The sequence below is a fragment of the Rhizobacter sp. genome, assembly GCF_031412075.1.
Classification (GTDB): Bacteria; Pseudomonadota; Gammaproteobacteria; order Burkholderiales; family Burkholderiaceae_C; genus Rhizobacter.
Window position 1 is genome coordinate 1 of the sequence record NZ_JANOCG010000572.1, and the last position, 5,751, is coordinate 5,751.

Genomic DNA, 5,751 nt, shown 5'->3' on the forward strand with positions numbered 1-5,751 from the left:
CCTGTGACGACAACTTTCATTCGAACAGCTCCTCGAAGGTGAGCGTGGCGTTGCCGAACTTGCCCACCGCGATGCCACCAGCCTTGTTGGCGATGGGCAGCGCCTCGCTGAGGCTCAGGCCGCAGGCCAGCATGGCAGCGAGGGTGGCGATAACGGTGTCCCCCGCGCCGGTGACGTCGAACACCTCACGCGCCTGGGCGTGCACACGGGTCTCGCCCGACGCGTCGAACAAGGACATGCCTTCCTCCGAGCGCGTGAGCACCAGGCTGTCGAGGCCCAGCTTCTGGCGCAGCGCCTGGGCACGCTCTTGCAACTGGGCTTCGCTGCTCCAGGGGCCGATCACCTGGGCCAGCTCGGCGCGGTTGGGGGTGATGACGGTGGCGCCGGCATAACGGTTGTAGTCGCTGCCCTTGGGGTCGATCAACACCGGCTTGCCAGCCTTGCGAGCCAGCTCGATCATGCGTGGAATGTGCTCCAGCCCGCCCTTGCCGTAGTCGGAGAACAGCACGGCGTCGTGCTGGGGCAGGGCGGTTTCGAAGTCACCCAACATGTCGGCCAGGATCTCGTGGTCCGGCGTGTTTTCGAAGTCGACACGGATCAGCTGCTGGGAGCGGCCGATGACACGCAGCTTGACGATGGTGTAGAGCTGCGGGTCGTGGCCCAGCAGGGTCTTCACGCCTTTTTGTTCGAGCAGTTGCTGCAGCTTGCGTGCGGGCTCGTCTTCACCCACCACGGTGAGCAGGGTCGTTTGCACACCCAATGTCTTGACGTTCAAGGCCACGTTGGCGGCGCCACCCAGGCGCTCTTCTTCGCGGTTCACGCGCACCACCGGCACGGGGGCCTCGGGCGAGATGCGCTCGACGGCGCCGAACCAGTAGCGGTCGAGCATGGCGTCGCCCACCACCAACACGCGCGCGGCGGCCAGGCGATCGCGGGTGATCTTCTGTGCGGTCATCACAAGTCCTCCAGCCGTTGCGGCGGGTAGCTGTCCCAGCTGAGGCAGCCCGGGCATTGCCAAAAATAATGCTGCGCTTCGAAGCCGCAGGCGGCGCAGCGGTAGCGCTGCAGCGGCTTGGCGGCGCGGCTCACGGCGGTGCGCAGGCTTTGCACTTCGTTGGCGTCCAACGGCGTGCCGTCGCTCGTCATCTGGCGCAGCAGCTCTTGCGCGGCCGACAGCGTGGGTTGCTCTTGCAGATGGGTCAACAGGCGGCTGCGCTGTGCAGCGGGCGCCGGGTCGAGCGTGGCGATGGCGGCCAGCAGGTCCATCGTGGGCGTGCGGCGGTAAAGCGATTGCAGGCGCTCCAGTGCAGCCGCTTGTTCACCACAGGCCAGCGCGCTGGCGGCGTAGTCGCGTGTCACCAGATTGAACGAGGTGGGGTGGGCGGTCAGCAGCTCGCTCCAGAGCTTCAGGGCCTGGGCGTGCTCGCCACGACTGTGGGCCCGCTGCCCAGCCAGCACGATGGGCCGCGGCGAGCTGGGCGCCGCCTCGCGGGCCTGGCGCAAGGCTTCGTCGGCTTCCGCAACGTGTTCGCGAGCGTCGGCTTCGAGCGCGATTTCGCACCAGTAGTGCGCGATGCGCGATGCGAACGACGCGGTGCCGCTGTGTTCAAGCTTTTGCGCCACCTCGACGGCCGCGCGCCAGTCGCGTGAGCGTTCATGCAGGGTGAGCAGGGCGAGGCGGGCTTCGGTGTCGAAGGCCGTGCCTTCGAGGGCCTTGTAGGCCTCTTCAGCGCGGTCGAACAGGCCGGCTTTCATGAAGTCTTGCGCCAGCGCGTGCTGTGCGCGGTCGCGCTCGGTGCGTGGCAGGTCGGCGCGGCTCACCAGGTGCTGGTGCACGCGAACCGCACGTTCGTATTCACCACGGCGGCGAAACAGGTTACCGAGTGCGAAGTGCAGGTCGGAGGTGTCGGGATCGTGTTGCACGGCCTCGATGAAGGCGTCGATGGCTTTGTCCTGCTGTTCGTTCAGCAGCAGGTTGAGGCCCTTGAAGTAGGCCTTGGGCGAGTCGTGTTGCTCGCGCTTCCATTGCCGCAGGTCGAGGCGCGAGCCCAGCCAGCCGAGCGCAAACGCGATGGGCAGGCCGAGCAACAGCCACTGCAGGTCAAAGTTCATGTTGCAGCAGCTTGGCGTCGGAGGGCGGGGGGGTGTCGACGCTGAGGGTGTCGACAGTGTCGTCATTGGCCAGCTGCTTGCGCGCAGCGCGGCGGTGCTGCCACCAGCTCGGCACCATCGCGAGCACGCCAAACACGCAGCCCAGCGTGAACGCACCCAGCACGATAAACACCATGGGCGTGCGCCATTCCTGGCCGAAGAACCATTTGAGGCTGGCTTCGTGCTGATTGTTCAGCGCGAACGCAAGCAAGAGAAAAAAGAGGGCGGCCCGAACGAGCCAGATGAGAATTCGCATGACGACTCCGGACCCGATTCTAGGGTCAGCAGCCCCTTGGACGGCCTGTGAAAACGTCTTGCTTCAGGTGCCTGTCGCGGGCGTTTCAGCCGCGGCAACCGGGTCTTCGATCAGCGCCCGCGCATCCACTGCCTCACGCAGGGCCTTGCCGGGTTTGAAATGGGGAACGAGCTTCTCGGGGATCACCACCTGCTCGCCGGAGCGGGGGTTGCGGCCCATGCGCGGCGGCCGGCGGTTGATCGAGAAGCTGCCGAAGCCGCGGATCTCGATGCGGTGCCCGCGCGCCAGCGCGTCGGACATCGCATCGAGAATGGTCTTGACGGCGAACTCGGTGTCGCGATGCGTCAGCTGGCCGAATTGTTCGGCCAGCCGCGCGACGAGGTCGGATCGCGTCATTCCCGTCTGCGCTCTTAGTTGCCGTCACCCTTGTTGTCGAGCTTGGCGCGCAGCAAGGCGCCCAGGCTGGTGGTGCCAGCCGTCTCGCGCTCGTTGCTTTGCGACAGGCGCGACATGGCTTCTTGCTGGTCGACGTTGTCCTTGGCCTTGATCGACAACTGGATCGAACGCGTCTTGCGGTCGACGTTGATGATGATCGAGGAGACTTCGTCGCCTTCTTTCAGCACGTTGCGTGCGTCTTCGACGCGGTCACGGCTGATTTCAGAAGCGCGCAGGTAGCCGGTCACGTCTTCGGTGAGTTGGATTTCAGCGCCACGGGCGTCCACCGTCTTGACCTTGCCCGAGACCGTCATGCCACGGTCGTTGACCGAGGTGTAGGCGGTGAACGGGTCGGAGTCGAGCTGCTTGATGCCCAGCGAGATGCGCTCGCGTTCCACGTCGACGGCCAGCACGATCGCTTCGACTTCCTGGCCCTTCTTGTAGTTGCGAACCGCGGCTTCGCCCGGCTCGTTCCACGACAGGTCGGACAGGTGAACCAGGCCGTCGATGCCGGCAGCCAGGCCGACGAACACGCCGAAGTCGGTGATCGACTTGACCGGGCCCTTGACCTTGTCGCCGCGCTGCACGGTGCCCGAGAACTCTTCCCACGGGTTGGCCTTGCACTGCTTCATGCCCAGGCTGATGCGGCGCTTGTCTTCGTCGATCTCGAGGACCATGACTTCGACTTCGTCGCCCAGCGAGACGATCTTGTTCGGAGCCACGTTCTTGTTGGTCCAGTCCATTTCGGACACGTGCACCAGGCCTTCGATGCCCGGCTCGATTTCAACGAACGCGCCGTAGTCGGCGATGTTGGTGATCTTGCCGAACAGGCGGGTGCTGTTCGGGTAACGACGCGACACGCCGTGCCACGGGTCGTCACCCAGTTGCTTGATGCCCAGCGAGACGCGGTTCTTCTCGGCGTCGAACTTCAGAACCTTGGCTTGCAGCTCTTGCCCGACCTGAACAACTTCGCTCGGGTGGCGGACACGGCGCCATGCCATGTCGGTGATGTGCAGCAGGCCGTCGATACCGCCGAGGTCGACGAACGCGCCGTATTCGGTGATGTTCTTGACCACGCCGGTGACGATGGCGCCTTCGGACAGGGTGCTCAGCAGCTTGCTGCGCTCTTCGCCCATCGAGGCTTCAACCACAGCACGGCGCGACAACACGACGTTGTTGCGCTTGCGGTCGAGCTTGATGACCTTGAAGTCCATGGTCTTGCCCTCGAACGGGCTCATGTCCTTGACAGGGCGCGTGTCGAGCAGGGAGCCGGGCAGGAAGGCACGGATGCCGTTCACAAGAACGGTCAGGCCGCCCTTGACCTTGCCGTTGACGGTGCCGGTGACGAACTCGCCAGAGTCGAGCGAGTTTTCGAGCGACAGCCAGGAAGCGAGGCGCTTGGCCTTGTCGCGCGACAGGATGGTGTCGCCGTAGCCGTTTTCGACAGCGTCGATTGCGACTGACACGAAATCGCCAGGCTGAACTTCGAGCTCACCCTGGTCGTTCTTGAATTCTTCAATGGGAACGTAGGCTTCAGACTTGAGGCCAGCGTTGACCACCACGAAGCTGTGCTCGACACGAATGACTTCGGCCGTGATGACTTCACCGGTTCGCATCTCTGACTTGGTCAGAGATTCTTCGAACATCGCGGCAAAGGATTCCATCCCGGCGGGGGCGGCGGTTTGTGCTTGAGGCATGAGGTTTTTCCGGGTGCAACTTGCGTTGCGGGTTAGGTTTTGAAATCCGCTGCCCTGGCGTGCATGCAGCACAGGAGGGAGAGCAGCAGGCTCTTGTTCGGACGTTCTTCTCTTTGGCAGAAGAACTCAGCCGAACGGCTGGCGGTGTTGCCACCAATCCAGCACCACTGCGACACATTGGTCGACCGTGAGCGCCGAGTTGTCCAGCACCATCGCATCTTCTGCGGCTTTCAGGGGTGAGACGCTGCGTGACTGGTCACGCGCGTCGCGCATCTCCAAATCGGCACGCAGACTATCGATATTAGACGAAATTCCCTTAGAAATCAATTGCTTATGTCGCCGTTCGGCGCGCACAGAGGCACTGGCGAGCACGAACACCTTGAGGTTGGCGCCGGGGAAGATCACCGTGCCCATGTCGCGCCCGTCGGCCACCAGTCCTGGCAAGCGCCGGTGCGCCAGCTGGAGCGCCAGCAGGGCCGCCCGCACCGAGGGCCAGACCGAGACTTTGGAGGCCAGGGCGCCCACGTCTTCACGGCGCAACTGGTCGCTCACCTCTTCACCCGCCAGCCAGATGTGCTGGTCGGCGAACTTGAGTTCAAGCCCCATGGCGATGCGGGCCAGGCCGGCTTCGTCGGTGTCCGGGATGCCGGCGCGCATGGCGGCCAGCGCCGTGGCGCGGTACAGCGCACCCGAGTCGAGGAAGTGGTAGCCCAGCCGCTGTGCCACCGCGCTGGCCAGGGTGCCCTTGCCGGAGGCCGTCGGGCCGTCGATGGTGATGACGGGGATGTGGGCGGTGCTGGTTTTCGCCACGCTGAACAGGGCTTCGAAGTAGTCGGGGAAGGTCTTGCCGACGCAGCGTGGGTCGAGGACACGAACGGGTAGCCCCGGCGGGTTGAAGGCGGCCAGCGAGAAACACATCGCAATGCGGTGGTCGTCGTAGGTGTGGATGGACGCAGCGCGCCACGCCGTCGGGGGCGTGACTTCGATGAAATCGGCCCCTTCTGTCACCTCGGCCCCGAGTTTGCGCAACTCGGTGGCCATGGCCGCGATGCGGTCGGTTTCTTTGACACGCCAGCTGGCGATGTGGGTCAGCCGCGTAGTGCCCTCAGCGTAGAGCGCCATCACGGCCAGGGTCATGGCCGCATCGGGGATGTGGTTGCAGTCGAGTTCGATGGCTTTCAACGGCCATTGGCCGCGTTTCACTTCCAGCCA

Annotated in this window: 6 protein-coding genes; all 6 read right to left on the reverse strand. The window is 64.5% G+C overall.

Annotated elements, in window-relative coordinates; genetic code table 11:
* Positions 1-16 precede the first annotated feature (16 nt).
* Positions 17-955: a D-glycero-beta-D-manno-heptose-7-phosphate kinase gene (gene rfaE1 / locus RMO40_RS21145; protein ID WP_309725531.1), complete on the reverse strand. Its 939-nt coding sequence runs from the start codon at positions 953-955 to the stop codon at positions 17-19.
* On the reverse strand, positions 955-2,112 hold the full coding sequence (gene lapB, locus RMO40_RS21150; RefSeq protein WP_309725533.1) for a lipopolysaccharide assembly protein LapB: 1,158 nt from the start codon (positions 2,110-2,112) through the stop codon (positions 955-957). Before lapB ends, rfaE1 begins: the two co-directional genes overlap by 1 nt.
* The gene (locus tag RMO40_RS21155) at positions 2,102-2,407 is read right to left on the reverse strand and encodes a LapA family protein (RefSeq protein ID WP_309725535.1); all 306 of its coding nucleotides are present in this window, start codon (positions 2,405-2,407) and stop codon (positions 2,102-2,104) included. The genes lapB and RMO40_RS21155 overlap by 11 nt, the downstream gene beginning before the upstream one ends.
* A 63-nt stretch (positions 2,408-2,470) precedes the next feature.
* The gene (locus tag RMO40_RS21160; RefSeq protein WP_309725536.1) at positions 2,471-2,803 is read right to left on the reverse strand and encodes an integration host factor subunit beta; all 333 of its coding nucleotides are present in this window, start codon (positions 2,801-2,803) and stop codon (positions 2,471-2,473) included.
* A 14-nt stretch (positions 2,804-2,817) separates the two neighbouring features.
* Positions 2,818-4,539, reverse strand: coding sequence for a 30S ribosomal protein S1 (gene rpsA, locus RMO40_RS21165; RefSeq protein WP_309725537.1), 1,722 nt, complete (start codon positions 4,537-4,539; stop codon positions 2,818-2,820).
* A 126-nt stretch (positions 4,540-4,665) separates the two neighbouring features.
* Positions 4,666-5,751: (d)CMP kinase (cmk, locus tag RMO40_RS21170; protein ID WP_309725538.1), on the reverse strand; the 1,086-nt coding region annotated here is incomplete at its 5' end.

What these genes read in the sequence shown, in the direction of transcription:
- rfaE1 (WP_309725531.1), bottom strand. Translation starts at nt 955, where the DNA reads ATGACCGCACAGAAGATCACCCGCGATCGCCTGGCCGCCGCGCGCGTG.
- lapB (WP_309725533.1), bottom strand. Translation starts at nt 2,112, where the DNA reads ATGAACTTTGACCTGCAGTGGCTGTTGCTCGGCCTGCCCATCGCGTTT.
- RMO40_RS21155 (WP_309725535.1), bottom strand. Translation starts at nt 2,407, where the DNA reads ATGCGAATTCTCATCTGGCTCGTTCGGGCCGCCCTCTTTTTTCTCTTG.
- RMO40_RS21160 (WP_309725536.1), bottom strand. Translation starts at nt 2,803, where the DNA reads ATGACGCGATCCGACCTCGTCGCGCGGCTGGCCGAACAATTCGGCCAG.
- rpsA (WP_309725537.1), bottom strand. Translation starts at nt 4,539, where the DNA reads ATGCCTCAAGCACAAACCGCCGCCCCCGCCGGGATGGAATCCTTTGCC.